The organism is Brasilonema sp. UFV-L1 (assembly GCF_012912105.1).
Lineage (GTDB): Bacteria > Cyanobacteriota > Cyanobacteriia > Cyanobacteriales > Nostocaceae > Brasilonema.
In genome coordinates this window covers 94,245-121,194 of the sequence record NZ_QMEA01000004.1, presented here as the reverse complement: position 1 = coordinate 121,194, position 26,950 = coordinate 94,245, and the positions used below count along the sequence as shown (strand labels likewise).

Here is a 26,950-nt window from a genome sequence, read left to right as displayed (position 1 = left end):
CTTATTCAGGAAAATTCACCAAAGAATTCCTGAGTCTTAAGTCTTAAGCTATGAGTGAAAATACTTTTTACTCATAGTTTAAGACTCAGTACTGAAACTTAGACGACATTCGCAAAAAGTTCTCCAAAGCTTTTTGTGGGAGCGTTTTCCTTAGCAACAATCTCCACAATTTTATTTTTGGCGGCTGGTTCAAATAGTGCTTCCACACAAACCTGAGCAACTTTTTGTCGGGGAATGCTACCCTCGAACAATGTATCAGCACTTTGCATCACAATTTTGTTAGAGTTATCTTCATTTTTTAAGCCACCAGGTCGGACAATTGTATAGTTCAAACCGCTTTTCTGGATGTACTCTTCAGCTTGCTTTTTCCAATACAAAATTAGCCAGAACAAGTTCAAGGGGTGAAAAAACTGGGAAGCCGCCAAAGAAGAAACCAAGACAAAATGCTCAATTCCTTTAGCCTTTGCTGCATCTACTAAATTTTTCGTTCCTTCATAATCCACCTTATAAGGTCCAGTTGGATCAAAGCTTGGTTTCGCGCCAGTGGCACATAACAGTACGGTACAATCTTCCAAAGCAGCAGACAAGGTTTCTGGCTTGAACACATCCCCAATGACCAATTCGGCATCAGCACCTAGAATACTCCTTGCTTTCTGTACATCCCTGACTAAAGCACGAACGGGAATATTCCGCGCTATGAGTTCTTGCACTATCCGACGACCTGTTTCACCTGTTGCCCCTGCTACTAATGCTTTCATGAGAAACGCTATCCTGGAAAACTAGTATCTGTTTTTCAGTTTTCTATTTTAAAGACTTTACAAGATATTTAAATTAACCACATGACAGATGATTCAGAATCGGCCAAAATGGAGATTTGGTATGAAATTTTTTACTTACCACAGAAATTATTAATTTAAACAAACGCTCTCACTATTGCAGAACGCTTTTATGCTTTCAAACAAGCCGGATTATCAATGCTTTGACACTACTGAAGCAATCTTATCTGTGACATCGACCCAAGAAGCAATAGGAACACCAACACGCTTTTACGGTCATTATAGTGACCATATGGAAATGTATGCCACAGCTGGAACTGTTGCTGAATACCTTAACAATCACGCTTCATGGTTTTCTCGCTGTGCTGATCCCATGAAGGTTGAACCGTTGGGAAAAAATGGCTATGCTTTAGTCATTGGTCGCTTTGGCTCTTTTGGTTACGAAGTCGAACCAAAAATTGGTTTGGAACTATTACCACCAGAGGAAGGAGTTTATCGGATCTGCACGATCCCGATTCCTAACTACCATGCTCCTGGTTATCATGTGGATTATCGCGCTGCGCTACGGTTAGAAGAAAATGTCGCAAACAATTCTTCTGCCAGCTTACGTCAAATGACACAGGTGAAGTGGGATTTGGATCTGACTGTTCATATTCACTTTCCCAAGTTTATTCAACGAATACCTAAGTCTTTGGTTCTATCTACAGGCGAAGGTTTACTTAACCAAGTTGTCCGCCAAGTTTCCCGCCGCTTAACCCGCAAGGTGCAGGAAGATTTTCACAACTCTTTGGGCATTTCGTTTTCTCCTCATTCCAAGAAAAAGCATTAACTCATCCCCTTTTTGGGGAATTAAAACTTCAAGGTATACCCTCAGGGCATACCTTGAAGTTTGAGCGTGAATGAGGGTTAGAAACGGTCATTAGCCATTTGTTTTTTACCAATTACCAATGACTAATGACTCTAATGACTAATGACTACGCTTGAGTGATAATTTTTTGGACAATTTCCACCCCACTGATAGCTTGCAAGATAAAAAGACCTAAAATCGTAAAATTTAAAACAATATGGGTCAAACGCGCCCAATTTGCGCCTTTTTGCATAAAAGGAGACAGAGAAGCCGAGAAAGCAATCAGACTTGTCATACCAAGTCCTGCTACTAGGTGAGGTCCAACAAACAACTTACCATTATTGATGTAAGTCACAGCTATACCACCAATAGCCCCTGTCACCATCAAAGCCAAAAGTATAGAGCCGATTTGATGGTGTTTAACGTTGTATTTACCTTTAATTAATTCTTTCTTTTCTTCACCTTGAGCATTTCTTGTCCGCTGGACTTGTAATCCCAGATACGCCGCATATAAGGAAAGTGCTAATAGCACCCACATGATGATTGGGTGAAAAAAGTTTAACCCAAACTTAACTGATGGTGAAAGTTCCAAATTCATCGTGATTGCCCCTACTCTTTAATCTTCATAAAAATTAGCATAACTCTTATTGGTAATATAAATCTTATTGGAAATGAGGAGATGGGATGATGAGAAGATGAGGGAGATGGGGTAATGGGATGATGGGGAGATAGGGAACTCACCGGCCCCCACTCCCTGGGGATTAGGGCCGATGGGGAGAATAATTTTTGACTGTTGACTCTAGTGACTGTTGACTAATGACTAAGAATAACGATGTCTTGCTGCTGTCGGCTGTGAAAAATGGTGATCTTAAGCAGGTGCAGGCAGTGCTTAATGATGGTGCTACGGTAGATACGGGCGATCGCGATGGCACTACGCCCTTAATGTTTGCTGCTCATTTCGGCTACACCGAAATTGCGCGATCGCTTCTGGATGCGGGTGCTACTCTCAACTTGAAAAGAAAACGCTATGGCTTGACGGCTTTGATGTTAGCAGCGAGTGCTAAGCAGCTTGACATTGTAAAGCTTTTAGTTTCTAGAGGTGCTGATGTCAATGCGACGAATGAAGACGGTAGCACTGCCTTAATGATAGCCGCCCTGAAAGGACACACTGATGTGGCACGCATCTTACTTGCTGCTGGTGCCAAAGTCGATATTCAAGATAAAGATGAGGACACGGCTTTTCAATTAGCAGTACGTGCTGGACATACTGCAGTTGTACAAGCTCTACTACAAAATGGTGCAAATGTCAATGACCAAGATGAAGAGGGAGAAACCGCATTAATGGTCGCGGCTGACTTGGGACATTTGGATGTTGTGCAAGCACTGCTAGAAGCTGGGGCTGATGTTCAGGTGCGAAACCGAGATGGTGGTACGGCTTTATCAGCAGCAGTAGCAGCTGGACATCAGGCGATCGCCCAGGCGCTACTCGCTCGTGGTGCTAATGTCAATCTTCAAGATAAAGATGGGGAAACAGCCCTGCACCTTGCTGTTGTTGAAGGTTATACCGATGTGGTAGAAGTCTTACTTGCTCATGGAGCAAATGTACAAATTAAGAACCATTTAGGAGATACACCGCTACTTCTGGCAGCTTTGCAAGGACATAGCCAAATTGCTCAAGCATTACTGCGTCACGGAGCAAACGTGAAAGACAAAAACTTGGGTGAGCAACCGTTGACGCTCGCAGCAATCCAAGGACACACTGAAACTGTGAATTTTATACTATATTATGGCGCTGATGTCAATACTCAAGGAGATGATGGGAAAACCGCTTTAATTAAGGCAGCAGAACGCAACCATATAGGCGTGATACAGCAGCTTGTCGCAAAAGGAGCAGATGTGAATTTACAAGACTCAGCAGGGGCAACAGCATTAATGTGGGCGGCTTCGCGAGGTTATGGTGAGGTGGTGGATTTGTTGCTGAAAGCTGGGGCAGATGTGAATGTTAAAAACCAAGGTGGTTACACAGCTTTAATGCTTGCAGAATTTAATGAGTATCCTAGCGTGGTGCAAAGCCTTTTAGCAGCAGGCGCACGGGAATAAGCTCTATTTTTCTTAATCAAACTTGTTGATAGTTGTCCAAGTTGAGCAAGTTTCACATGCCAAATAAAAATTTCAAAAATGTTGGACGTTTTTCCAAAATTCCACGGATGCCAGTCAAAAAAGTATAATAGTTTACATTCTACTGCCGCTAACCCTGAGTACCGGGTGGGGGATTACAAAGGCGCTAGCAATAGCCGTTCTTAGGTCATTTAACAGAGATTCATCACTTAGCTGGTGTGGCGACAGCAACAGTTTTGACCACTTATATTTATCGACTCCTAAATTTTCTTCGGATGGGAACCACTGGGGTAACAGCCCAAGCCGTTGGACGCGGCGATCGGCAAGCCCTGCTAATGGTAGGACTTGATCACAAACTGCACGGCAATACGGGCATCTTGATGCCATTTTGGATTGGGTGTGTGGCGTCCGTAACCCACTAAATCTCGTGGATAGCGTCGCATAAGCACTTCAATATTTAACGCAGAAACAACGAGGTAAGCTGATATACATTTATTTGGCCCGACAGACGCAACATCGAATATCAAGGACTTCTAAATACTCTGGCAGTGTTCTATTTCGCCGTGTTGTTTAAGCAAAGTAGCTAGTTTGTGCCGCATCATTAACCCTGGTTTATCAGAACTCATGTGCTGTTCTTTACTCAAGACTAAAGGGACATCGTAATCAGTTGTTTCTAGCACGGCTTTGTCCTCTAGAGTCACAGCACGGTCAAACGCGATCACATCACTGGCTCTTGTGTCGGCTTCGGTGTCATTGCGAAAGCAGAACTGGACAATTTGCGAGGCGCTATCATTGATGGGAGTGGCTGCAGTAAAAATCCCATGTACTAGCTCATTGGGGTAGCGAATGTAAAGCATTCGGCTAAATGGCACAAACCAGATCAGGTCATTGGTGCGAAGAGTGGTTGATGAGCTGATTTTCAAATTCTTTTGCTGTAGTGATGGATTGATAACGGAATAAGCGGTTTTCATGTGGATGCTATAGTCAAGTTCCACTATATCCACATTAGCTGGCTCTGGTTGTTGAATGTTTCCAAATGTACCTTGATGCACAAAGCTGAAGTGAGCGTTATCAAACTCATTTTCCATCAACCTCAAGCCACTGCACTCCCAGCGTTCGTAAAATTGTTGAATGTAGCGAAACCGTGGGTCAGATGCTTCTGGAATTTCAGGAATTTGCGTTAGGGGATCATCCAGAGAAACCCATGCATAACCGTAGCGTTCGGTGCAGTGGTAGGATGGAACCTTATAGTTAGAGGAAATAGGTTCGCCTTGTTGCAACTGAGGTACTTGTACGCAATTGCCACTAGCGTTAAATGACCAACCGTGATAAGGACAGCGGATATTACCTTGAATCACTTGCCCTTTGGAGAGCTGAGCTGTACGATGGCAGCAACGGTCAGCAACAGCAGCGGGCTGACCATTTGTTGTTAACCACAGAACAATTTTTTGTCCAAGCAACTCAAATGCTTGAGGACCAGATGTTAAATGTTCTATTGGGACGACAGGATACCAAAATCGCTTGAGAACAGGCTGTTTTGTCGCCAGCATATTCTAACTTTTCAAACATGTAATTAACAGAGTTTGGTGAACTACCCAGCCTTGGCTGCGCCTGAAGGCTAAGTAATTTCTTGCCTCATCTTATCATGTAGCAGCTTTCAATAAATACTTAGTCTCAAAAGATGCGATCTAAAGGTCCTGCAATTCAGCAAACCTTCATAGTCAATGCAGGTGATCACGATCTCTGTCTGTGTTTATCGGCTATGGTGGTAGTGATAACCCGCCTCCAGTGGTGATTTACTGGTGGGATTAAGTGACTATCGCATGAAGACGAAACCAAGCAATTTGAGCAATTTCAGTTAAAGCCTGTTCCATTTCTGCTTCAACTGTATTTTCCAAGCGATGTTCAAAGGCATCGAGAATGCTGGTTTTTGTATGGTTCTTCACCGCAATGATGAAGGGAAAGCCGAATTTATGTTTGTATGCCTGGTTCAGCGACACAAAGCGGTTATACTCTAGGTTTGTTAACCTATCCAAACCCACCCCAGCCTGTTCTTGAACAGATGCCTCTGCCATTTTCGCTTTACTGCCCAAGTCAGGATGCGCACGAATTAGTGCTAATTGTTCATCTTTAGTAAGTGTTTTTACTACCTCGACCATAGAATGGTGCAGTGCTACCACATCAGCGAATGGTCTCTTGTCCCAGGCTTTTTGAGCAATGGCAGGTGTATCTTCAAACACCGTACCCAATGCGGCGACAAATTCATCTTGGTTAATTTGATTAAGTTCAGACAGCGAATAAGACATTTCTACCAATCCAAAATCCGTCTTGAAAAGCTTTGATCGGAGGAAACCTCCGCTCAAACTTTTCGCAAAATCGCCAATCCAAAATCAAGTTAGCTTCCCCGGTAAGTACTGTAAGACCAAGGCGAGGTAAGCAAAGGCACATGATAATGAGCAGAAAGGTCAGCAATGCCAAATTGTATCGGGATGCGATCGAGAAACGGCGGATCGGGTAGAGTATCTGTATGAGCAAAGTACTCGCCCACCTTGAAAACCAACTCATACACCCCAACTGTTAGCTCGCCATCTGCCAGCAACGGGCTATCTGTACGCCCATCTGCATTCGTCACGGTGGTTTTGAGCAAGTTTTTTTGCCCAGATTGAACATCCACCGACCACAATTCTAGGGACATCTTCGCGGCTGGACACCCGTGAGCGGTATCTAAGACGTGAGTCGTCAGTTTTCCCATCCTTCATCCTTCAGTGCAGTGGCCCTGCTAGAATTGTATTCGAGATGGCATTAATAATGTCCGTACCATCTTCATGTTTGAGTTCCTCATACCACTGCTGGGTCTTTTGTGGATCTTTTCCGTGGATCATATCGGCTCGCTTTCGTGCTTTCAAAACTATGTCGGCAACGCGCTCTTTACGTGCAGCTTCGTAGCGCTTAAGGGCGTCTTCGACGCTGATGTTGGTGGTTTGCAAATACGTAGCCAGTACTAGGGCGTCTTCCATTGCCTGACAACCGCCCTGTCCCAAGTCGGGAGCAGTGCTATGTCCGGCATCGCCAAGCAGAGCAACTCGATTGCGTACTAGGGTTTGTAAGGGTTCGATGTCGTGAATTTCTAGCCGATTGGTTTTGAGCGGATCCAAGCACCGAATCAGTGTTTGCACAGGATCTGCCCAACCTGTGAAGAAGCTAGTCAATTCTGACCGATAGTCGGTGCTAACAGTACCTTTGGGCAACGGCACGTCAAAGAAGAAGTAGAAGCGATCGCCACCGACAGGCATCATTGAAGCGCGTTTGTGTTCACCCACATAAATCACCCAGCTATTCTTGGGAGCCAGATTTTCACTTGCGCTAATCAAACCATTCCAATTAACATAACCCACATAGCGCCGCTTGAGATCATAACCCAGAACATAGTTACGAATGATCGAGTGCGCTCCGTCTGCCGCAACTAGCACATCTCCTGTAGCTTTGCGTCCATTTGCAAAAATGGCAGTAACGCTGTGGGCATCTTGCTCAATAGCAACACAGGTCGAGTTGAGTTGGACGTTTTCAATAGCATTGGCATCAAGCAACATTTTCTGCAAATCGGTTCGTGCCACAGGATATGGTCGTTGTCCGACGCGATCAATCAAGGGCTGCAAACTGAAATCGGTGAGTTTTTCACCCGTGTGGCTGTAATACACCGTGCGATCTATTACTCCGCCAATGCGGGCAATCTCTTTGCCCAAACCCAGACGGTTGAGGACTTTAACACCGTTTGACCAAACTGAGATACCCGCCCCGGCTGGGCGCAGTTCGCTGACTTTGTCGTATATCTCAACAGAGTATCCTACCTGACGCAAGGCAATGCCAGTCGCCAAGCCCCCCATCCCGGCTCCAATAATTACGACCTTCAAGTTATCCATTTTTGGCTACACCCATCATTAAACCTAATTCCTTGTTTTTACTGCGCCCTCGCTAGCCTCGGTTCCAAACAGGCAATTGCTTTCCTTAATAATTCACAAAATAGAACCTATTGTGCCGAGTTTATTTATATCTGTCTGAATACTCCTATTTACCCGTTTAACAAGCAAGGATTAACTCTGTTATTGGATGTTGAGATCGGCTTAATCGGAAGATAACAAGGGTCTGTTTTTTCTCAGGAACAATTGGCGACAGGGAGGAAGCTGGTCAATCTGTTGTCTGATCCATTCAAACCAAACTTCTGCTGTTGCTGTTTGTCTGTGCTGAATTAGATAGTTGTCAATAATCAGGGTTTTCACGTTACGATCCTCTCAGTTGCCTTATCCCTTGAATCTCGACAAGTCCAGTAGCTGATAGGTCGTCCGTAATCCTCAGGGTAGGAACAAAGCAAGTTAATAAGTCTTTATATATAACGCTTTTGAAGCAGATGAACTTGTATTTTATCCGAATTAGAACCATTATAGATGTAGTTAATCTTGGTACCTGATCTGCTTGTGCTATACAGGTATCACCTGATTAACTATGATTCAAAATACAGCATATGAGTGAAAACAACAATTTACAGCAAACAGATGATAGTCTGCCTTTATGGTCTGCCGAAAATGTAGATTTGGCTAGTTTTAATCAATTGAAAAGTCCAGATGATAAGCAAGGCAAACCAGTCAAGGACATGAGGCGGTTATTCCACAAGCAAGTCATCATAGATAATCAGACGACTCTTGATGTGGAAACAATAAAGGTTCCAGGGTTTATCGGTATCGCGGACGAACAGAAAATCACAGACCCGAATGGAAAGACTGTTTCTGGACATGAAGATATTGTACGGTTTCTTAATAAATACGGTTTACTAATCTGTACTTATCAATACAATAAAGACCGATACGGGAAGGCTATTGACCTCCGCAATCCACCAAAGAGTGATGAGTTGTCTGACTTAGTAGAAATTTTTATCAAAAATGAAGGACATCATTCTGGTGCGATTGTACCTGCATTATGGAATGGTAGAGTGAAAGCGTTTGGTAGCTTCAATGAACCAGACAGCTATCATGACGGGCTATATGGACACAATGGATATATGGCAGTAGCCCAGCGGTTAGTGTTTCCGGAGTTTGTGACGCCACAACAGGCACGTGGTTATACCGACACTATGATCTGTTGGATGGCTTTAATGAATCCGTTTGTCAAATTCTCAGAAAATGATTTTAATGGAAGCGATCCAACTCGCGTGTGCGATCGCCCAACTCTCAAAGAATTTTTGCAAAACTGCGCCCTCGCTAGCCTCGGTTCACAAAAGGCAATTGATTTCCTCAATAATTCAGAAAATAAAACATATTGTGCCGAGTTTATCTATATCTGTCTGAATACTCCTGTTTACCCGTTTAACAAGCAAGGGTTGACTTTGTTATTGGATGGTGATCAAGCAAAAGCAACAGAAATACTCAAAATTCGAGATAAACAAAACAGCAGAAAAGAAAACATCCTCAGCAAAACTAGCGCTAACCCCCAATTTAAAGACTTTAACATCCAAATGCCAGTCGTACCTGAGGACTTGCCACCTCTCGACGTTCTGATGACAAGGAATGGACAACCACCTGCACCTAACAGCATTCCCTTCCCTCCTTTCACACTTTCTCAAGTCTTGCGCCGTGCCTTCCGTACGCTACTGAAGCGTCAACAGGATGTCAATAATACTAAAATTGCCAAAGCGCAAGCCCAAATGTTTGGATACCTAGAACCTTTGATTCTCAGGCAATTAGGTCTTATCAAACCTCCAAGCGTTGCACAACCTCCTCAGCGAGAAGGTGTTATCTCTAGACTTCCTGTAGAGTTTTTCTCTGTTTCTCCTGCGCCAAATGATCCAAAAGTGAAAGCCGTTCGCGAGTTCATTGCTTTTGTACAAAAACAACTACAACGCAGGTTCAACAGTTATGAAGAATTTGACTTAAGTGTTGATCAAATAATGGCAAAAGCAGATGAATTGGGAGGTAATGGAGTTACTTATTTTGTCCCACCACGCATTTACGTTGATTTTGGACAAAATGATGGTGATAACAATTTACCCAAAGGTTGGGGTTTTAGCCTCAAAACTGTAGGATCAACTATTTATCGGGGAGTTATTAGGGGAAGTGGTTCAAGTTCTTTGCCATCTGATGGAGGTACTACTCCTGTAACTAACCAGCCATCAAATCAGGGAAATGATCAACGAAGTAGCAAGCAACCATAAGGTTTTGTGGGTGGGGATTGGATGCACTAAGGGAACTTCAAGACAGTTGATGGAAAAGGCTATTGGGCAAGTTTTTAGAGAAAATCAACTGGCAGAAAGTGCGATCGCAGGTTTTGCCACAATTGATAGTAAATCTCAAGAAAATGGTTTAGTGGAACTTTGTCATCAGTATAACTTGTCATTAAAAACTTTTCCTTGTGATCTTCTAAGCAAAATCTCTGTCCCTAACCCATCTCAAGTGGTTGGAAAACAAGTGGGAACTTGTAGCGTGGCGGAGGCGGCTGCTTTGTGTGCAGCTTCTGACTTTACCTTTGTTGAGTCTTTCCAAAATGAAATGACCTTAGGATTAGGGGTAAGGTTAGTCGTTCCTAAACAAATTTTCTGCTTGGAGGGACAACCGGGAGCGGTAACGATCGCTGTTGCTGTTAAAATGCAATTTGCTTAATCACTGCTCAATCACTAAAGCATGGCAAGCTAGGCATTTACATCTGGACTCCGGTTGAAGGAATAACGATTGATGTCATTACGCTTGACCCACCCATGTTTAACCCAGTATTGATTAGCAAGGTCATTATCAACAAACACATCAATATGAGTCTTGAAAATACCAATCGACTCAAGTTTTGACAAACAGCGTTCAACAAGTTGAGAAGCAATTCCACGCTTGCGATAACTGGGCAGGACAATGACATGCTGTAAGTAACCACGTCTACCGTCATGCCCGCACATAGCACACGCAATGACTTCATGTTGATCAAGAGTTATAAAACTTAACCCTGGATTACGTCCTAGATAACGAGCAGTTGCTTGTTTAGAATCGGCTGCACGAACGGTTACACCAGGAGTTTGCCTCATCAACTCAAGCACAGCATCATAGTGTTCGATTGTCATTTCAACAATTTCCATGTCAACCGTACGAGTACTTGGGTTTGCCGTCTGGTTTAAAAATGATCAAAAAGGTGGGATAAATCACCTCTCATCACGGCTTGACTACCAAAACTGAGCAATTTGCCTCTTCTACCACTTGAGAACTAACAGAACCTTGGACAATTCGTTTGAGACCAGTTAACCCGCGACTGCCAATAATAATTAAATCAGCTTTGTAAATATTTGCAAGGCGAATAATCTCTTCTGCTGGATCACCAGTGACAAATTCTAAATGACTTTCAACTGGTAATAGTGTCTGGTAAGATTGAAGCTGTTTTTCAATATGAAAATAAGAAGACGTTGGTGACTCTGGGTGAGGACGGTCGGCGGGTAATTCCATCTCTGACTCTGATGGAGCAAATACATGGCAGAGAATGACTTTGCTATCTTTTGACAGTACCAATTCTTGTAAAGTCTGAATGACTCTGTCTGCAAGTTCTGAATCATCCAAAGCAACCAAAATAGTCTTTAGCACCGATGTCGTCTCCACAAGAGTAGACCTTTTACATAAGTAACGGGTGAAGAAGAATTCATGGCTACACTAACTATATCCAATTTTTGGACATAATTTTGTATAGCCTTAAATTTTCATTTGTAACCCATAGGCTGAATTTTCCCTAATGTTTGAGGAAAAAATTAATAATTCAAATTCAAAATTACTCTTCCTTTTGGACTCGGCGTCTTACAGAATCAGCATGAGAAGGTAAGCCTTCAGCTGTTGCTAGCACATCAATTGCACCAGCTACTTTTTCTAGAGCAGTTTGGGAGTATTGAATAATACTAGAATGTTTCATGAAAGTTTCGACTCCCAATGCTGAGGCATAACGCGCAGCACCGGAAGTTGGTAAGGTGTGGTTCGGTCCAGCCAAATAATCTCCTACGGCTTCTGGTGTAGAATATCCCAAAAAGATGGCACCCGCATTCCGAATCAGTGGTAGTAACTCCCAAGGATCTTCTACTTCTAATTCTAGGTGTTCGGGGGCAAATTCATTTGAGAGTTGGGCCGCTGCTTCTAGGGATTCGACAATCACTATCAAACCGTAGTGAGCGATCGCCTTTTCTGTCAGCAAGCGTCTTGGGTGGTTCACAAGTTGCCTTTCCAATGCTACTTGTACATTTTTTGCCAAAGCTGCATCCGTAGTCAGCAAAATTGCTGCTGCCATCGGGTCATGTTCTGCTTGCGCCAACAAATCAGCGGCAACGTGTACAGGATTTGCGGTTTCATCGGCAATGATGAGGACTTCGCTTGGTCCGGCTAACGAATCGATGCCTACAGTTCCATAGACAAGTTTTTTCGCCAAAGTGACATAAATATTACCTGGTCCTGTGATGACATTAACTTTAGGAATCGTTTCTGTACCATAGGCTAAAGCGGCGATCGCCTGTGCGCCTCCGACGCGATAAATTTCTTGGATTCCAGCTTCTTGTGCTGCTACCAGCACTGCTGGGTTAATTGCTTTGTCTGTTCCTGGTGGTGTGACCATGACCACATGCGGTACACCTGCTACCTTTGCCGGAATTGCATTCATCAATACCGTGCTTGGATAAGCGGCGCGACCACCCGGTACATACAACCCTGCTTTGTCTACTGGTGTGTAGCGCTTGCCTAACACGACATCATCATCGCCAAATTGTACCCAGCTTTTGGGGACTCGCTGGCGGTGAAATGTATCGATTTGACGGCAAGCAAGCCTGATGGCCTGGAGCAATTCCTTTGATACCTGTTGGTAGGCTGCATCCAGTTCTGAGCCTGTCACGCGCAGTTCATCTGGCTTGAGGGTTTGCTTATCGAATTCGGTTGTGTAATGCAGTACAGCGTTATCGCCTTGGCGCTTCACTGCTTGCAACACTTCCCGCACTGTTGCCTCTTTGTGAAGCACCTGTTCATCATGGGTGCGATCGCAGATCCGTTGTAGTTCTGCTCTAACGTCTGCCTGCTGAGTAATGATTCGCAGCATGGAGTAAGGACAATGCCAACTTGAGAAAATTCCTGCGGTGAGAATGAGTTTTGCTCTTTACCCGAAAGAGTATCAAGCGAACTTAACTCTCTTCTCTAGCTTAACCTGGATTTTTTTGATACTTCCACGGCTTTAGGCACATGGTTTGTGTCAGAAGGCAACAAAATGATGATTTTTGACTTGCCTTTTGGCTGACCTAACACCGGGAGAGCCAAATTTGCTATTAGTACCAGCGAGTAGGCGTGCCAGTTCCCAATCTCAGGTATGACTCTAACTCCCAGAGTTTACAGCCGGTCAACTATATGCTTATTCATCCCGTTTTTCGAGTCTAAGTAGGATATGAGTATGATTATTACTCATTTTTGACTTGACTTACCAACATATTTACAGAAGCGATGTGCCTAATTGCTGTATGTTCACTTTTGAGTTCTAACCGTTCATATCATCCTATTGAGAGCAATAGATTTCTCCTAGGAAGGAACTACATTGACAATGTTCACTTATCATAACCTTTTCTTAACTAAAATTTAGGAATTTCAACAAGGATTTTTAATTGATAAATGTTTTGTCAATTTTTTTTTGGCGTAGTCTCTAACTATAGCACCTTTCTAGAGTAAAGAACAAACTTGAGGCACCGGGATCCCTATGATGCAAGAATCTGCGTGTATGCGCGACCGCAGAGTGTCAATGTTCGGTGTTCTAGTAAGCTATTAGCGTATGGTGAACTACCCAGCCTTGCCTTCGGCTGTTCGGCAAAGCCCGTGTCGAAGACATAGGCTGCCTTTTGTTTGCGTGCTAGCTTTTAGTGTTTACGCTTGAGATTCTTCTGATGTTTGGCAAGATGTTTTGGGTGATCGTATTTAGAAATTTTTTCACCGTGAATAAGTTAAAGTCCGGTCAACGTGATAAGTAAGTATTGACCTCACCAAAGCGACTCCAAGGAAACCATAGTATGCAATATTTCTATAAAAAGAAACGGAAAAACTTAAAATTTAATCACCAGTTACTTATAGCACCAGTAGCTACAGTAGTTTTTTTTCTAAGTATAGTTGCTAATTTGCCTGCTCGAAGCCAGGTAAATCAGATGAATACTGAAATGATTATGGAATTACCACTTTCAACTCGTGGTGCAAAAATTATCGATGCCAAAGGTCGCCAAGTCTTGCTACTAGGTGTGAACTGGTTTGGCATGGAAACAGAAACGCATGCACCGCACGGCTTGTGGAAGCGAGATTATAAAGATATACTGGCACAAATTAGCACACTCGGATATAACCTGATTCGCTTGCCATATTCTTTGGAAGCTTTAAGTTCGCTTAATATCAGCGGTATTGATTTCAGTATCGGTAATAACAAAGATTTTGAAGGGAAAACTCCAATAGAGGTTATGGACTTAATTGTTCAGGAAGCTGAACGTCAAGGGTTACTGATTCTACTGGATAATCACTGTTTGAATGACAAACGTATTTCCGAATTATGGTACAACGAGAAGTTCACAGAAGCAGATTGGATTAATACCTGGACAATGTTAGCCAATAGGTATAAGAATCAACCCAACGTTATTGGTGCAGACCTGAAAAACGAACCTCACGGAAAAGCAAGCTGGGGTACTAACGATTTAGCAACAGACTGGCGACTTGCAGCAGAACGAGCAGGTAATGCGATTCTTGAAGTTAACCCTAACTGGCTGATTGTTGTCGAAGGGATAGAAAAGAATGTTCCGACACAAAAACTGCCCAGCCACTGGCACGGTGGTAATTTAGAAGGAGTGAAACGCTACCCAGTGCGTTTATCTCGTCGCAACAAGCTTGTCTATTCACCCCATGAATACGGTCCAGGAGTTGCAGATCAGCCTTGGTTTTCGGATCCAAAGTTTCCTAAAGATCTCGTCAATCGCTGGCAAATAGGATTTCACTATATTTCTAGTCAAACTCTGGCACCTATTTTTATTGGTGAGTTTGGTGGAAGGAAAGTAGATACAAATTCTAAAGAAGGAATTTGGCAAAACGAATTTGTGAAATATATCAAACAGAAAAACTTGAGTTTTGCCTACTGGAGTTGGAATCCTAACAGTGCTGATACAGGTGGTATTTTATTAGATGATTGGCAAAGTATTGATATTCCTAAGCAGCAATTACTGTCCCAATTACTACCAGTTAATGTCTCTCAAGTAGCACCCGCGCAGATGGAAGAGGGTATGGAGAAAACTCCTTCCTCTATCTCTCCATCACAGAATCTCTTATCTCCTCTTACACGTTTTTCCGCCTCTTATCCTGAACTAACAGTAAGTTATGACATTTATGCAAATTGGCAAACGGGATTTTGTGTCAGCTTCAAAATTATGAATCAGGGTAATACCAAGGCTAACAATTGGCAAATGACATTTCAGATGAAACAGGCTGCAATTAATAACTCTTGGAATGGTAACTTTAGACCTCAAGGAGCAACGCAGTATGTTGTCACACCTCTAGATTGGGGACAGATTATTGAGCCAAATCAAGTACGCGACCTTGGTTTTTGTGCGAATAAACTAGGTTCAGACTATCAGCCAACGAAAGTCAGAGTCAAGAGTCAAAGGTGAAAAGATTACAGTCAACCAAGTAAAAAGCATGCCTTTGAACCGAAGCGCGTAGCGTGTCTTCTGGACTAACGCCGCGAGGTCCAGCCGTGGCGGAATAGGGTTGTGGTAAAAAGAAAACCCCGTGAATAAATGATATTGCTGGCGAAGCGACTTCTATTCGTCAGTCTTTTTGCATGCATTGGGATGCTCTGGCTTGTGCGTCTTATCACTCACAGGTAGGGAATAATAACCTTAAATAAAGTTATTAATGATGTAAAGGTAAGGCAGTAATGCTGAAACTAACTAGTTATCAAATTTTTGAGCAAATTCATGCAAGCAGCAAAACCTTGGTATATCGAGGAATCAAAAAACAAGACCACAAACAAGTTGCTATAAAACTTCTACGGCGTAAATATCCTAGCTTTCAAGATAGGTTAAAAAAACAGAATATGTCTGACCGTTTCCTTATTCCTGAAAAACTCTATGGTCGCCAACATGAAGTTGAAACCCTACTTGCTGCTTTTGCGCGAGTCAAAGGTAGCAGGACAACTGAAATGATATTAGTAGCTGGTGTCCCTGGTGTGGGCAAGACAGCAGTCGTCAACGAAGTTCACAAAGTTATCGCGCAACAGCATAGGTACTTTATCGAAGGGACATTTGACAGATTGAAACGTGATATTCCCTTGTCAGGGTTGATACAAGCCCTTGAGGATTTAATCGAACAATTACTAACTGAAACGGATGCTGAAATTCAACAGTGGAAAGCTAAAATTTTATCAGCATTAGGTGAGCAAGCTCAAATTATAATTGATGTTCTTCCTAAACTTGAACTTATTATTGGTAAGCAACCTATCGTTAATGAACTCTCTGGAATTGCGGCTCAACATCGTTTCAATTTTTTCTTGAAAAAATTCATCCAAATTTTTACCACCAAAGAGCATCCTTTGGTTATCTTTCTAGATAACTTGCATTGGGCGGATGCAGCTTCTTTAAACTTTATTCAATTCTTCATGAGTGGCAGTGATATCAATCTTAAAAATCTTACTTTGTCTTATTCTCTATTAGAGGATAAGAAAAGAGATGACGATACCGAAGGAGGTTTACTTATTCTTGGTGCTTATCGGAATAATGAATTTTCAAGAACTCATCCGCTTTCTTTAACACTAAATGAAATTAGAAAAACAAAAGCAAGAATTCATTCTATTAATATAGAAACATTAAATCAAGCTAATTCAAATAGTCTCATTGCTGATATTCTTTGTTGTGCAGAAAAAGTTGCTATTCCTCTCAATCAAATGGTATTTGCAAAAACGAAAGGCAACCCCTTCTTGATTCATCGATTCCTGAAATTTTTGTACTATGAAGAGGCGATTCAATTCCATGTTGATACTGGTCATTGGCAGTGTGATCTGACTAAGGTAAAAGCTTTAGCTTTAACAGATGATGTTGTAGAATTCATGATACTTCAAATGGAGAAGTTACCAACACATACTAAAAAACTCTTGAAATTGGCTGCTTGTATTGGTAACTCTTTTGATTTAAATACTCTTAGCATTGTTTATCAAAAATCTGTAGTAGATACAGCTGGTGACTTGTGGACGGCGTTAGTTGAAGGGCTAATTCTACTTGAAGTTGATGTTGTTAATGACAAATTATTGCTCACTCAGAATCCTTCGTCAGGAATTATCTCTAATCAAGAGCCTAAACAGCTACCAAATGCTAATTCTAAATTACCTCAATACAAATTTGTACATGACCGAGTACGACAAGCTGCTTATTCTTTGATTCCTGAAGCCAAAAAACAATCAATTTTGGGAAAAGCTACAAAGTTTATGATTGAAATACCAATGGTTAGCCAAAAAAATCTCACCCCAACTTCTCCTAAGTTAGTAGAGAAGTTGAGGTGAGGTTACTAAATTATAGATAACTAAGCAGACTAAATACTACTCGTCGTCATCGTCATAATCATCGTCTTCATCGTAGTCGTCTTCTACAAGATCATCAATGTCGGTTTCGCTATCAGAAGAAAGAATTAAATCATCCTCATCCAAAATCGACTTTTCTGAACCACGTCTGGTACCAAATCCATCTGCTCCAAGAGTGGGAGAATCTAATTGATAGCTTCGGGCTGTACGATCATCCAACACCATATCTAATGGATCGTCAACTTCATCCAAGACACTGCTATTCATATCAGTAACATAGTCTTCGATCGCACCAGGTTCTTCATAGGCATTAAACCCGGTACCAGCGGGAATCAGTCGTCCGATAATCACGTTTTCCTTTAAGCCGCGCAACCAGTCAGACTTACCTTCAATCGCAGCTTCAGTTAAGACACGTGTTGTTTCTTGGAAGGATGCAGCAGAAATAAAGCTATCAGTGTTCAATGATGCTTTGGTAATACCCAGTAGTACGGGGGTGTACTGAGCTCGCGCACCACCAGTGATTGCCATTGCTTCATTAACTTGCTCAACCTGGCGCAATTCTACCAATTCTCCGGGGAGCATGCTTGTGTCGCCACCATCATCTATCCGTACTTTTGAAGTCATCTGGCGGACAATCACTTCAATGTGCTTGTCAGCAATATCAATACCTTGGGACTGATACACCGATTGCACTTCGTTCACCAAGAACGTCTGTACCTTTTGCAAGGCATGGCTGGCGCAGGCATAGATTCCGTCTTCAGAACCTAGATTGAAGAAGATTTCCAAAATTTCATGAGGATTGGAAGGTCCATCAGTTAATGCTTGTCCTGCAGTGATTTGCGATCCATCTGGAATAATCAAGTTTTGTCCAGGTCCAAGGGGATAATCGCTAACCACCCCACTGGATTCAATAACTTTTATTGCAATAGCTTCATCACCATCGCCGTAAACGACCTTGACTTCACCAGTACGACGTGCTAGAATACACGCTTCTTTTGGTTTACGAGCTTCAAGGAGTTCCTCAATTCTAGGCAAACCTTGAATGATGTCTCCAGTTTTGGCACGTTCAAAGACTAACAACACCAAGTTGTCACCACGCTGTACCAAATCGCCATCGTCTACCTGCAACACAGCACCTGCACTGACGCGGTAAGGACGACCAACTCGGAGTGTGACAGAGTAGTTTGCAGCGGTGAGTGCTGATTCCTCTGTAGGCGCAACTTCTCCTTGTGTCTTCTGCGCCTTTCCTTCGCCCTTCTGCACAGCCACGATTTGCCCAGATTCTTCAGCAAAGACTCCAGGAGCAAGTTCTACGCCTTCTACTACCAAATCACCAACTTTAACTTTGGGTGGAGCATTTAGATTCGTCTTAGTCATGTCACTATGGCGCAACACTAAACAGCGGCGAACTGCCTCAGTTCCTTTTTGCACACCCCGCACAATACCCCCTTCTTTACATAAGATTTGAGTACGTGCTATCACTGAGCCTGGTAGTATTGTTTGTCCATCCTCGACTTCTAAGCTTGTCTGAGTACTGCCTTGGGTTGCGTCAGCAGCGATATCCCGACGAAGCACCAACGATTCTAAAATAACCAGCTGTAAGCGTTGAATTTCTGGGTCATCGATATCGGTAACCAATTCAATATCTGCTGCTAACGGGGAAGCGTTATGATCTTGTTCGCCTTCTTGCTCAATCTCCAATACCAGTTGGGTTCGGAGCAATTCAACACCTTCGACAGTTTTAACACGCTCAGAATCTTTATAAGGCAGACGCTGTACTGCCCGCAATTGAATTGAGCGACTCGTTTGTTGACTAACTGATGTGGTTGATGGCACATCAGGATTGTTGGGTACTGCAAACTCAACAACCGGACGGCTTAATAGTCCTGGGCCTTCTGGTGATTCCACATACTCGATGTAGCGCAACTCTGTGACGACTTGCCCTAACAATTCCTCACCAGCTTGAACAAAAGTACCATCTTTGCCCATGACTGCTTCTGGGTCATCCACCATCAGCAGTTCTCCTGGTTTAACGACCACTTCCCGCAAAATGTCGTTTTTCTGGGTGACTTCGATCACGCCGCTGTTTTGACAAAAGATATCCTTGACGACTTCGGTACCAGCTTCGACAAACTGACCATCTTCTACCATCAGCAGGGAGATATCTTTGTTCACTTCGTGGGTTTCTTCAGGAATCCAGAGGAGACTTCCTCCTTGCACGACTTCGTAACCCTGCTTTGCCTTACCTTTTTTCTGAACGTCTACACCGGCGTATTTTAGCAATCCTCCAGTGGTTGTGCGATAGCGGTCATCAATCAATTCAGCGACCACTTGACCATTTTGGACTTTTGTGCCTGGGGTTGCTCTCAAGTTAAAGACTTGGTTGTTTCCAGTGGTGACTAAGTAGTTGTTGCGACCTTGAGCGGTTTGTGCTGTCACTGTTGCTTGGTCTAAGACCACAGAAGCAGTGATAATCTCAATTTCCCGTGTTGCTTTGCCTGGGGTCGCTTCTGGTAAGCGGACAACACCGCCATGTAAAGTTGTTAACTTGGTTTCTGCCAAGACACCGTTGGCTTCTATTGTGTCACCATTCTTGACTACCAACTCTGCTCCAGGGGGTAAGTTATAAACTTCCCCTGACAGAATCCAAATCAATCCGCCCCGCGCTGCTGTTGTTGTGGTGTTACCTTGACGGTCAGTTTTTTGTTCTGGCACAACATCGGCAAACTTGACTTCCCCTGCTATGTCAGAGGCAACATCTTTTACCGCTTTCTCTGTATTAACACGAGTTGTCCGTCCACTGATTGCGACTTCTGCCAACAACTGACCTTTCTTGATTTGCTGCCCATCAACTACATAAAGTGTTGAACCTTGGGTCACAGGAATTTCTTGAGTTGTTGAAGAGCCAGCGTTGTTTGTTGCAACTTCTAAAGTAATGTTACCGTTGGCTTCCACATACTGAGCGTCTTCCCCGTGGCGGGTGCGGTGAGGTCTTGTTCGCAATTTACGAGGAATACGGATGGTACCATCACTTTCAGCACGGACTTGTTTCGCTACTTCACCAGTGAAGACACCACCAGTGTGGAAGGTCCGCATCGTTAGCTGAGTACCTGGTTCACCAATACTTTGTGCTGCGATGATACCCACGGCTTCACCCAGATCCACCATCTTGGCGTGTGCCAAACTCCACCCATAGCAGTGTTGGCAGACAGAACGCGCGGCTTCACAGGTGAGTGGCGATCGCACAACAACTTCTTGAACTCCCGACTTATCAATTTTGCGTGCCAACTCATCAGAAACAGGTGTATTCCGTGCTGCTATAACTTCGCCTGTCTTTGGATGTATGACATCTTCGCCAATGACTCGTCCGAGTAAGCGTGTGGCAAGGTTAATTAAGATTTTTCCACCTTCTGTCATTGCCCGCAAGGGAATTCCTCTGGTGGTACCGCAGTCAAATTCCCGAATAATCACATCTTGAGATACGTCTACCAAGCGGCGGGTGAGATAACCAGAGTCAGCCGTCCGCAGTGCGGTATCTACAAGACCTTTTCTGGCACCATAAGATGAAATAATGTATTCGGTGACGGTCAATCCTTCGCGGAAGTTTGTTTTGATGGGCAAGTCAATAATTTCCCCTTGAGGATCTGCCATCAGTCCCCGCATCCCTACCAATTGCCTGACTTGGGAGATGTTACCCCTCGCCCCCGAAAATGCCATCATGTACACAGAGTTCAGGGGATTCGTCTTCTTAAAATAACTGACAACTTCATCTTTGAGAGCTTCAGAAGTTCCGTTCCAAGTGTCAATCACTTTTTGGAATCGCTCAACTTCGGTAATTTCTCCACGTTGGTAGCGTTCTTCTGTTGCACGAATTTCAGCTTCAGCAGCTTCTAGAAGCGATCGCTTGGAAGGAGGAACCATCAAATCATCAACACTGATGGAAACCCCTGCTTTCGTTGCGTAGCGGAATCCCAAATCTTTTAATTTGTCCGCCATGACTGCTGTCCGCGCCGTACCATAATGGGTGAACGACCAAGAGATAAGGTTCCTCAGTTGACCTTTGTCAACGATGCGATTGCGAAAAACCATTTTTTCATTAGTCATGAGTCATTAGTCCTTAGTCATTAGTCATGAGTCCTTAGTGAGCCAGCACGAAAGACGGCTTTCGGTGCGTCTAGGCGACTGGCTCTCCCGTTGGTGGTGGATCCTGACTCAAGAGTCATTAGTCAAAAACTTGTTATCATTTTGGACTTTCTGACTCTTGAGTCTACGTAGCAGTTAACTAGCGATCGCTTCTTGAATTGCTTTATTGTAAATAACGCGACCTGCTGTTGTCCGTATATACTGGGAAATCATATTTCCCTGAGCATCTTCTCTGATTCGACGGAACTTATATAGCAAAGTCCGGCTACCATCGTCATTGGGTGTGACTTCAACAGGTTCTGTATCTGGTTCACTTGTCTCTACTTCACCGTCATATCGCACGTAGATATAGGCATGTAGCTCAACTTGTTTCTGCTCGTAAGCTATGATGACATCATCAAGAGAAGTAAAGTACCGCCCTGCGCCTTTTGTCGCATTGGGGTTTTCTGCTGTTAAGTAATACGCCCCTAACACCATGTCTTGGCTGGGTGTAATAATTGGTCTACCAGTTGCTGGTGACAAAATGTTATTAGACGCCAGCATGAGTAACCGTGCTTCTGCTTGAGATTCCAAAGACAAAGGTACGTGTACCGCCATTTGGTCACCGTCGAAGTCAGCGTTAAATGCTGGACAAACGAGTGGGTGTAGCTGAATTGCTCTTCCTTCTACTAAGATTGGCTCGAAAGCTTGAATACCTAAACGGTGCAGCGTTGGCGCACGGTTAAGTAGAACAGGGTGTCCTTCAATCACTTCTTCTAGGACATCCCAAACACTTGGATCAGAACGAGATATCAACTTTTTCGCAGCTTTGATATTATTCACCATTCCGCTACGAATCAGCCGATTGATGACAAATGGTTGAAATAGCTCAATCGCCATTTCTCGTGGTAACCCGCACTGGTGGATGTGAAGCTTTGGTCCGACAACAATTACAGAACGTCCGGAGTAGTCAACTCGTTTACCGAGCAAGTTTTGCCGGAAACGTCCTTGTTTACCTTCGATGATGTCGGACAAAGATTTCAGTGGTCGATTGTTTGCTCCTACAACCGTGCGTCCCCGACGACCATTGTCAATCAAAGCGTCCACTGCTTCTTGCAGCATCCGCTTTTCGTTACGAACAATAATTTCAGGAGCCAAAATTTCTTGCAGGCGTGCCAAACGGTTGTTGCGGTTAATGACTCGGCGATATAAATCATTCAAATCGCTCGTCGCAAACCGTCCACCGTCGAGTTGTACCATCGGACGCAAGTCTGGGGGAATGACAGGAATCACAGCCATAACCATCCACTCAGGCTTAGAACCAGTGGCGATGAAGTTGTCAATCACCCGTAGCCGTTTAATGAGCTTTGCCCGCTTTTGACCTTTGGCGGTACCAATTTCTTCCCGCAAGGATTCAGCTTCTTCTTCTAAGTGGATATCGGCGAGTAATCGCAACAAGGCTTCTGCACCAATACCAACCTCTACCCCTTGAAGTGTAGAATCCTCGCTATAAATTTGGTCTTCGATTTCCAGCCACTGGTCTTCACTCAGTAACTGTTTGTAAGTTAAAGTTTCAGCATTGCCGGGACTAAGAACAACATAGGAATTGAAATAAACGATTTGCTCCACATCCCGTAAGGGCATATCTAGCAGGATGGAGATATAGCTGGGAATGCCTTTGAGGTACCAAACGTGAGCGACAGGTGCGGCGAGTTTAATGTAACCCATGCGATGGCGGCGCACTCGTGATTCAGTCACTTCTACGCCACAGCGCTCACACACAATTCCTCTGTGACGAACTCTCTTATACTTACCACAATGGCATTCCCAATCTTTAGCCGGACCAAAGATGCGCTCGCAGAACAAGCCATCCATCTCCGGTTTTAAAGTACGGTAATTTATAGTTTCTGGCTTTGTAACTTCACCAACAACCTGACCATTTGGTAAAGTTCTCTCACCCCAGATCCGAATACGTTCTGGTGATGCCAAGCCGATTTTAACGTAGTCAAACTGATTATTCTGGGCTGCTCTCATCTTTGTCTAAACTGTTTAGTAAGTTATGACTTCTGTTGGAACACGGGTTATCAACCCCGTGAGTTTAGTGTGAGTATTCGGTTGTCAGTAGTGAGTTATCAGTTACCAGCTATTAGTTGTGTACTAAATAACTGATAACTGTGTACTGTTTTGTTTATTCCTCGTCTTCCATTGACTCGCGTGACAAGGATTCATAAGTTGGACGTGGGGGAGTACGGCGATTTCCTTGGTCTACCATCAAATCGACTTCGACATCCAAAGAACTACCGTCTGTCTGCGTCTCTACTTTATGCACGGCAATATCTAAGCCTAGCGATTGCAGTTCTCGCATTAACACTTTAAAGGATTCTGGTGTTCCAGGTCGAGGGATTGCTTTGCCTTTGACGATCGCATTGAGGGCTTCATTGCGTCCTTGCATATCGTCTGATTTGACGGTGAGTAATTCCTGCAAGGTGTAAGCTGCACCAAAGGCTTCCAACGCCCACACTTCCATTTCACCGAACCGCTGACCACCTTGTTGTGCTTTACCACCCAAGGGCTGTTGCGTGACTAGCGAGTATGGACCTGTGGAACGGGCGTGGATCTTGTCGTCAACCAGGTGAACCAGTTTCAGCATATACGCCACACCGACGGTGACTGCTCGGTCAAAGGGTTCTCCGGTGCGACCGTCGTACACCATGATTTTTCCAGGATCATCTGGGTTAAAGACCCAGTTTCTACCTGTTTCATCTCGTGCTTCTTGCAATTTGCCATGCACAATGCTGCGGGATGACTCTTCGCCATACATTTCGTCAAAGGGAGTCAGTTTGAACCGCACTCCTAGGTTATGACCAGCCCAACCCAATAAACACTCAAACACTTGTCCAACGTTCATCCGGCTGGGTACGCCCAAAGGATTGAGAACAATGTCTACTGGTGAGCCATCTGGCAAGTACGGCATATCTTCTAATGGCAATATTTTGGAAATAATGCCTTTGTTACCGTGACGTCCTGCCATTTTGTCGCCAACTTGGATTTTACGCTTCTGCGCTACATAGACTCGGACGACCATGTTTGCCCCTGGTGGGAGTTCATCACCTTGTTCACGGGTAAACAAGCGCACATCGACGACGCGTCCTTTTTCACCGTTAGGCACTCGCAGGGAGTTGTCTCTGACATCCCGTGCTTTTTCACCAAAGATTGCCCGTAAGAGCTTTTCTTCTGGTGGTTGGTCAGATTCACCTTTCGGTGTCACTTTTCCGACGAGGATGTCCCCAGATTCTACCCACGCCCCAATGCGAATAATTCCTTGTTCATCCAACTGGCGTAAGGCGTCTTCCCCTACGTTGGGAATTTCTCTGGTAATTTCTTCTGGTCCCAGCTTTGTTTGTCTTGCCTCAATTTCATATTTTTCAATGTGAATTGAGGTGTAAATATCATCCTGTACCAGCCGTTCCGAAATCAAAATTGCGTCTTCGTAGTTGTACCCTTCCCAAGGCATGTAGGCGACGACGATATTTTGCCCCAGTGCGAGTTCGCCTCCTTCGGTGGAAGAACCATCCGCCAGCACTTGACCAGCGACTACACGCTCATTCATGTACACCAAAGGTTTTTGGTTGAGACAGGTATCTTGGTTGGAGCGATGGTACTTAGAAATGGGGTATCTAATTTCTGCCGGATTGGATTTGTTTCCGTCTGCTGAGGGAAGTGTCCGTGGACGCACACGAATTTCTGTTGCATCTACGTATGTCACATCTCCGTCGGTACGCGATACAACCACCATACCTGAGTCTCTTGCTGCTTGAGCTTCTAAACCTGTTCCTACCAAAGGACGCTCTGGTTTCAATAAGGGGACTGCTTGCCGTTGCATGTTCGATCCCATCAGGGCGCGGTTCGCGTCATCATGTTCCAAAAATGGAATCATGCTAGTAGCAACAGATACAATTTGTACAGGTGAAACTGCCACATAGTCCACTTGCTCTGGCGTGGTTGTCGAGAATTCCTGACGATAACGTACTGTCACTTGCGGCCCGATGATGTCACTATTTTCATCAACGGGCAAGTCGCCAGCAGCAACCCGTAGATCATCTTCTTCATCTGCGGTCATGTACACGGGTGCTAAGTCAAACCGCACGCGTCCGTTTTCGACTGGTCGGTAGGGGGTTTCCAAGAAGCCGTACAGATTGACACGAGCATGAGTTGCCAAAGAACCAATCAAACCCGCGTTGGGACCTTCTGGAGTTTCCACGGGGCAAATGCGTCCGTAGTGAGATGGGTGAATATCCCGTACTGCAAAACCTGCACGTTCACGGGTTAGACCTCCTGGACCTAGTGCTGATAAACGGCGTTTGTGGGTCAGTTCTGCCAGAGGATTTGTCTGATCCATAAACTGAGACAATTGGCTAGACCCAAAGAATTCTTTGATAGCTGCGACCAAGGGCTTGGGGTTTACCAACGAAGCAGGGGTCAGCACTTCCGCATCAGATACGGTCATTCTTTCCCGAATAATACGTTCTAAGCGGTTTAAACCGACTCGTACTTGGTTTTGCAGCAATTCCCCTACGCTTCTGACTCGGCGGTTGCCTAAATGGTCGATGTCATCCGTGTTACCAATATCAAACTCAAGGTTTATCAGGTAATCTACTGCTGCCAAAATGTCTTGAGGAGTCAGGACGCGCATTGTTTCTGGCACTTGCAAGCGCAGTTTTTTGTTGAGCTTATAACGCCCAACACGACCAAGATCGTAGCGTTTGGGGTCGAAGAAGCGCGAGTCGAGAAGTTGTTGTCCTCCTAACACTGTGGGCGGTTCACCAGGACGGAGTTTACGATACAACTCCATCAGGGCTTCTTCTTCGGAAAATTGCCCTTCTTTTTCAATGGTTTTTTGAAAGTATTCTGGGTGGCGTAAAGCGTCAAAGATTTCGTTGTCTGATAACCCAAGAGCCTTTAGCAGGACTTGTGCTGACAGTTTGCGGGTTTTGTCAATACGCACCCAAACCAAGTCGTTACGGTCTGTTTCAAATTTCAGCCAAGCTCCTCGGTTAGGAATTAAGCTCGCTGAATAGGTACGCCGCCCGTTTTTGTCAATTTCTGATTTGTAGTACACTCCTGGTGATCGCACAATCTGGTTGACAATCACTCGCTCGGCACCGTTAATAATAAACGTGCCTCGGTCAGTCATCAGAGGCAGATCCCCAATAAAAACTTCTTGTTCTTTAATTTCTCCCGTTTCTTTATTAATCAAACGAGTGGGGACATACATTTGTACCGCGTAGGTACTATCCCGCCGTTTTGCTTCGTCTACACAGTACTTTGGCTCTTTGAGCCTGTAATTTTGACCCAAAAAGTGCAGCTCTAGTTTACCTGTGTAATCTGTGATCGGACTAAAGGAGTTCAGTTCTTCTATCAGTCCTTCTTCTAGAAACCAACGAAAGCTGGAACGTTGGATTTCTATCAAGTCGGGCAACAAAAAGGCGGGTTCCATCATTGTTTCGTTTGTCAT

At 44.1% G+C, this 26,950-nt stretch carries 19 protein-coding genes; 7 read left to right on the top strand and 12 right to left on the bottom strand.

Going from position 1 to position 26,950, the window contains the following annotated elements; all coding sequences use genetic code 11:
- Positions 1-98 precede the first annotated feature (98 nt).
- Entirely contained in the window at positions 99-758 is a 660-nt protein-coding gene (locus DP117_RS02535; RefSeq protein ID WP_169216763.1) for an SDR family oxidoreductase, read from the bottom strand.
- A gap of 190 nt (positions 759-948) precedes the next feature.
- Here DP117_RS02535 and DP117_RS02530 point away from each other — a divergent pair, with 190 nt between their 5' ends.
- A complete protein-coding gene (locus DP117_RS02530; protein ID WP_169216762.1) occupies positions 949-1,605 on the top strand; it encodes a DUF1997 domain-containing protein in 657 nt (218 codons plus the stop codon).
- 145 nt (positions 1,606-1,750) lie between these two features.
- On the opposite strand, the gene DP117_RS02525 is transcribed toward DP117_RS02530, so the two are convergent.
- Positions 1,751-2,221, bottom strand: coding sequence for a DUF4079 domain-containing protein (locus tag DP117_RS02525; RefSeq protein WP_169216761.1), 471 nt, complete (start codon positions 2,219-2,221; stop codon positions 1,751-1,753).
- A 218-nt stretch (positions 2,222-2,439) separates the two neighbouring features.
- On the opposite strand from DP117_RS02525, the gene DP117_RS02520 reads away from it, so the two are divergent.
- Complete coding sequence (locus tag DP117_RS02520) at positions 2,440-3,723, top strand: ankyrin repeat domain-containing protein (protein WP_169216760.1); 1,284 nt, start codon at positions 2,440-2,442, stop codon at positions 3,721-3,723.
- 236 nt (positions 3,724-3,959) lie between these two features.
- A complete protein-coding gene (locus DP117_RS35280; protein WP_211175870.1) occupies positions 3,960-4,163 on the top strand; it encodes a hypothetical protein in 204 nt (67 codons plus the stop codon).
- A 111-nt stretch (positions 4,164-4,274) separates the two neighbouring features.
- Here DP117_RS35280 and DP117_RS02510 read toward each other — a convergent pair whose 3' ends face one another.
- The 4 genes from DP117_RS02510 to hpxO all read right to left on the bottom strand — a co-directional run bounded on the left by DP117_RS02510 (position 4,275) and on the right by hpxO (position 7,661).
- Positions 4,275-5,291 (bottom strand): aromatic ring-hydroxylating dioxygenase subunit alpha, encoded by a 1,017-nt coding sequence (locus tag DP117_RS02510; RefSeq protein ID WP_169216759.1) that lies wholly within the window; start codon positions 5,289-5,291, stop codon positions 4,275-4,277.
- A 258-nt stretch (positions 5,292-5,549) separates the two neighbouring features.
- Positions 5,550-6,047, bottom strand: coding sequence for a 2-oxo-4-hydroxy-4-carboxy-5-ureidoimidazoline decarboxylase (uraD, locus tag DP117_RS02505; RefSeq protein WP_169216758.1), 498 nt, complete (start codon positions 6,045-6,047; stop codon positions 5,550-5,552).
- Between the two features lie 89 nt (positions 6,048-6,136).
- The gene (uraH, locus tag DP117_RS02500) at positions 6,137-6,493 is read right to left on the bottom strand and encodes a hydroxyisourate hydrolase (protein ID WP_169216757.1); all 357 of its coding nucleotides are present in this window, start codon (positions 6,491-6,493) and stop codon (positions 6,137-6,139) included.
- 10 nt (positions 6,494-6,503) lie between these two features.
- A complete protein-coding gene (gene hpxO / locus DP117_RS02495; protein WP_169216756.1) occupies positions 6,504-7,661 on the bottom strand; it encodes an FAD-dependent urate hydroxylase HpxO in 1,158 nt (385 codons plus the stop codon).
- 599 nt (positions 7,662-8,260) lie between these two features.
- Between hpxO and DP117_RS02490 the strand changes: the two genes are divergently transcribed.
- A complete protein-coding gene (locus tag DP117_RS02490) occupies positions 8,261-9,943 on the top strand; it encodes a hypothetical protein (protein ID WP_169216755.1) in 1,683 nt (560 codons plus the stop codon).
- Positions 9,915-10,388, top strand: a complete 474-nt coding sequence (locus DP117_RS02485; protein WP_169216754.1) for a cobalamin biosynthesis protein — start codon at positions 9,915-9,917, stop codon at positions 10,386-10,388. The genes DP117_RS02490 and DP117_RS02485 overlap by 29 nt, the downstream gene beginning before the upstream one ends.
- A gap of 29 nt (positions 10,389-10,417) precedes the next feature.
- Here DP117_RS02485 and DP117_RS02480 read toward each other — a convergent pair whose 3' ends face one another.
- The 3 genes from DP117_RS02480 to hisD all read right to left on the bottom strand — a co-directional run bounded on the left by DP117_RS02480 (position 10,418) and on the right by hisD (position 12,828).
- Positions 10,418-10,834 (bottom strand): GNAT family N-acetyltransferase, encoded by a 417-nt coding sequence (locus DP117_RS02480; protein ID WP_169216753.1) that lies wholly within the window; start codon positions 10,832-10,834, stop codon positions 10,418-10,420.
- A gap of 88 nt (positions 10,835-10,922) precedes the next feature.
- Positions 10,923-11,345, bottom strand: coding sequence for a universal stress protein (locus DP117_RS02475; RefSeq protein ID WP_169216752.1), 423 nt, complete (start codon positions 11,343-11,345; stop codon positions 10,923-10,925).
- A 181-nt stretch (positions 11,346-11,526) separates the two neighbouring features.
- Positions 11,527-12,828 carry a histidinol dehydrogenase gene (gene hisD / locus DP117_RS02470; protein WP_169216751.1) on the bottom strand — a complete coding sequence of 434 codons (1,302 nt, stop codon included), beginning with the start codon at positions 12,826-12,828 and terminating at the stop codon, positions 11,527-11,529.
- 952 nt (positions 12,829-13,780) lie between these two features.
- On the opposite strand from hisD, the gene DP117_RS02465 reads away from it, so the two are divergent.
- A complete protein-coding gene (locus DP117_RS02465; protein ID WP_169216750.1) occupies positions 13,781-15,409 on the top strand; it encodes a cellulase family glycosylhydrolase in 1,629 nt (542 codons plus the stop codon).
- Between the two features lie 428 nt (positions 15,410-15,837).
- Complete coding sequence (locus DP117_RS02460) at positions 15,838-17,295, top strand: AAA family ATPase (RefSeq protein ID WP_248277495.1); 1,458 nt, start codon at positions 15,838-15,840, stop codon at positions 17,293-17,295.
- A gap of 36 nt (positions 17,296-17,331) precedes the next feature.
- Here the strand turns inward: DP117_RS02460 and DP117_RS02455 are convergent, their stop codons facing one another.
- The 3 genes from DP117_RS02455 to rpoB form a co-directional block, all read right to left on the bottom strand.
- Positions 17,332-21,417, bottom strand: a complete 4,086-nt coding sequence (locus tag DP117_RS02455; protein WP_169216748.1) for a DNA-directed RNA polymerase subunit beta'' — start codon at positions 21,415-21,417, stop codon at positions 17,332-17,334.
- Between the two features lie 174 nt (positions 21,418-21,591).
- A complete protein-coding gene (locus DP117_RS02450; RefSeq protein ID WP_169216747.1) occupies positions 21,592-23,469 on the bottom strand; it encodes a DNA-directed RNA polymerase subunit gamma in 1,878 nt (625 codons plus the stop codon).
- Positions 23,470-23,623: 154 nt separating this feature from the next.
- Positions 23,624-26,950, bottom strand: a complete 3,327-nt coding sequence (gene rpoB, locus DP117_RS02445) for a DNA-directed RNA polymerase subunit beta (RefSeq protein WP_211175869.1) — start codon at positions 26,948-26,950, stop codon at positions 23,624-23,626.